3 protein-coding genes are annotated in these 2,188 nt (G+C 70.5%); all 3 read right to left on the bottom strand.

Features of this window, described 5'->3' with window-relative positions; genetic code table 11:
• Positions 1-472: hypothetical protein (locus tag M3N57_00620; GenBank protein ID MDP9021210.1), on the bottom strand; the 472-nt coding region annotated here is incomplete at its 3' end.
• Positions 473-563: 91 nt separating this feature from the next.
• Positions 564-1,916 carry a hypothetical protein gene (locus M3N57_00615; GenBank protein MDP9021209.1) on the bottom strand — a complete coding sequence of 451 codons (1,353 nt, stop codon included), beginning with the start codon at positions 1,914-1,916 and terminating at the stop codon, positions 564-566.
• Between the two features lie 17 nt (positions 1,917-1,933).
• A partial coding sequence (locus M3N57_00610; protein ID MDP9021208.1) for a hypothetical protein occupies positions 1,934-2,188 on the bottom strand: 255 nt, incomplete at its 5' end.

Below are 2,188 nucleotides of genomic sequence, written 5' to 3'. Positions count from 1 at the left end.
GGGCCGACGTACCGGCCTGCTGGGCCTGCGGCATGGAAGTGGCGTCCTCGCCGGCCAGGTGCTCGATCGCGCGCACGAGATCGGCGCGGATGGCCAGCGCCGGTCGCACAGCCATGCCGGTGACCTGGCTGATCTGCTCCATTGCCTGGGTGCCGCTGGGGTCGGCCACGGCGACGACCAGCTCATTGCCGACGCCGAACGCGACCGGCAGGGCGACCAGCTCGGTTGCCACCGACCGGGGCAGCAGGGCGGCGGCCTGGGGGTCGACCTGCCCGGGGGCGGTGTCGGCGAAGGGCATCCCCAGCTCCCGGGCCAGCGCCGAGACCATCTGCCGCTCGTCGGCCAGGCCGAGCTCGACGATGGCCCGGGGCAGGGTGGCGCCGGTGGCCCGCTGCCGGTCCATGGCCGCCTGCAGGCCCTCCTGGTCGATGACCCCCTGCTCGACGAGCACGGTGCCCAGCGACTTCGTCATGACCTCCTCAGCCCGCACGGCACGGCGACGCGCGGCGGATGCTCCTGGCTGCGTCGGCTTGATCGGCGGCGGTCTTGAGCGCGAGCGCGGATCATTCCTCGGTCCAGTAGGCGATGTTGTACACACCGGTCCCGTATTGGCTCAGGGCCTCATCGAAGTGGAACTCCCAGTTGCCGACGTTGTCCATCACCCGACACGTCATCGATCCGTAGACGTGCACGCCCGCGCCGCCGCTGTCGCTTCCGCAGCGGGATTGGGGCGCGTAGATGACACCCCCGAACCTCGACTGGCTCTTGATGCCCACGTTGGCGCCTCCCGTGGCGGGGGCTCCGGCGACGTAGATCTGCAGGGCACCCGAGACGGGCTGGGAAAGGTGCGGCTTGTTCTTGTCGCACCCCGCGCAGTTCACGTGGGCGTTCGGGCCGAGCACCGACACGTAGTCGCGGACGTAGATCACCACCGGGTTCGTGGCGCTCGCCCAGGCCGGTAACGGGAAATCGCCGCGGAAGGCGACACCCTCGTAGCAGTAGAAATCCTGCTCGACGTCGAGGTCGCCGGCCCGCAAGGTCTTCTCCTGCAGGGATCCCTCGGCCGCGCACTCGTCGAGCTTGTCGGTGATGAACGCGGTGTCCGAGGTGTAGTCCAGCTCGTAGCCGACCGTCCGCACGACCCCCGGCGTGATGCAGGGGCTGCCCGCGCTCTCCCCGTTGCAGCGGTCCCCCCCGGGGTCGGTCTCGGTGGCCCCCAACCCGGGGTTGTCGTCCCAGTCGTACAACATGATGTGTTTCGCCTTCGTGTTGCCACTGACCTCCACGACCTCGTTCGAGCCGATCGCCCCGTTGCCCGTGCCGAAGCCGTCCGTGTCCGGGTACCAGTGACAGGTCGAGTCCGGCACCACGGGTTCCGTGCCGGCCGCGCACGCGTCGCTGGTGTAGGAGTCGACCCGGCTGCTCGTACCGCTCAGGGCAAGGGTCGAGTCGCTGAAGGCACCTGGGGCGAACCGGGCGCGTTCCTCGATCTCGGCCACGACCGTCCGCTCCACGCCGTCCAGCGTGGCGGTCGACTCGATCCGCCACTCCCGCTCGCCGGTCCGCTCGGCGTACCAGGCGTAGGTGGTGTCGTCGATCGTGCGAACCACCCGCTCTTGCTCGGCCGTGGCGGGGTCGTCGGCGGGATAGGTGGGCCCGACGAAGGTGTCGACGGGCGTGTCCGGGTCGAAGTACCCGGCGTTGAGCCGGTACAGCGCGTCCTGCACACCGGCGTCGGCGCCGTGGATGTCCTCGCTGAAGCTCTGGTCGAAGCGTGTGGCCTGCTGTCCCGCCAGCGTGGCGCCGGCGATGACGACGACGAGCCCCGCGACGGCGATGGCCGCCAGCATGGCCATCGCGATGGAGCCGCCCTCCGCCGACAGGGGGGGGCGTCCTGCGGTGCCCGTCCGTGTCATCGCGTCTTCCTCGGGGGTCATGATGGGCAGCGCGTGCGGTTGCGGGCGCTGACGTCGGTCCGGACCGTGATCGCGTCCTGCTCGGGCAGGTCGCGCTCGATGAGAATCCGCACGCGCGTCACCGTCTTCGGGTCTGTGGTCACGGTGCCGTCGCTGTCGTAGGCCGTGAACGGGGCGGTGTTGACGACCTCCCGCATCAGCACGCCCTCCGAGGTGGGCGTCAGTGCCGTGGCGGGCCGGTACACCTCGTAGCGCAGCTCGTCCGCGGCGTC

Source organism: Actinomycetota bacterium (assembly GCA_030776725.1).
In the GTDB taxonomy this organism is placed as follows: Bacteria; Actinomycetota; Nitriliruptoria; order Nitriliruptorales; family JAHWKO01; genus JAHWKW01.
Note: the sequence above shows the minus strand (reverse complement) of the source record. Positions and strands in the feature narration are given on the sequence as shown.

Coding starts and splice junctions, on each gene's coding strand:
- M3N57_00615 (MDP9021209.1), bottom strand. CDS start 1,916: ATGACACGGACGGGCACCGCAGGACGCCCCCCCCTGTCGGCGGAGGGC.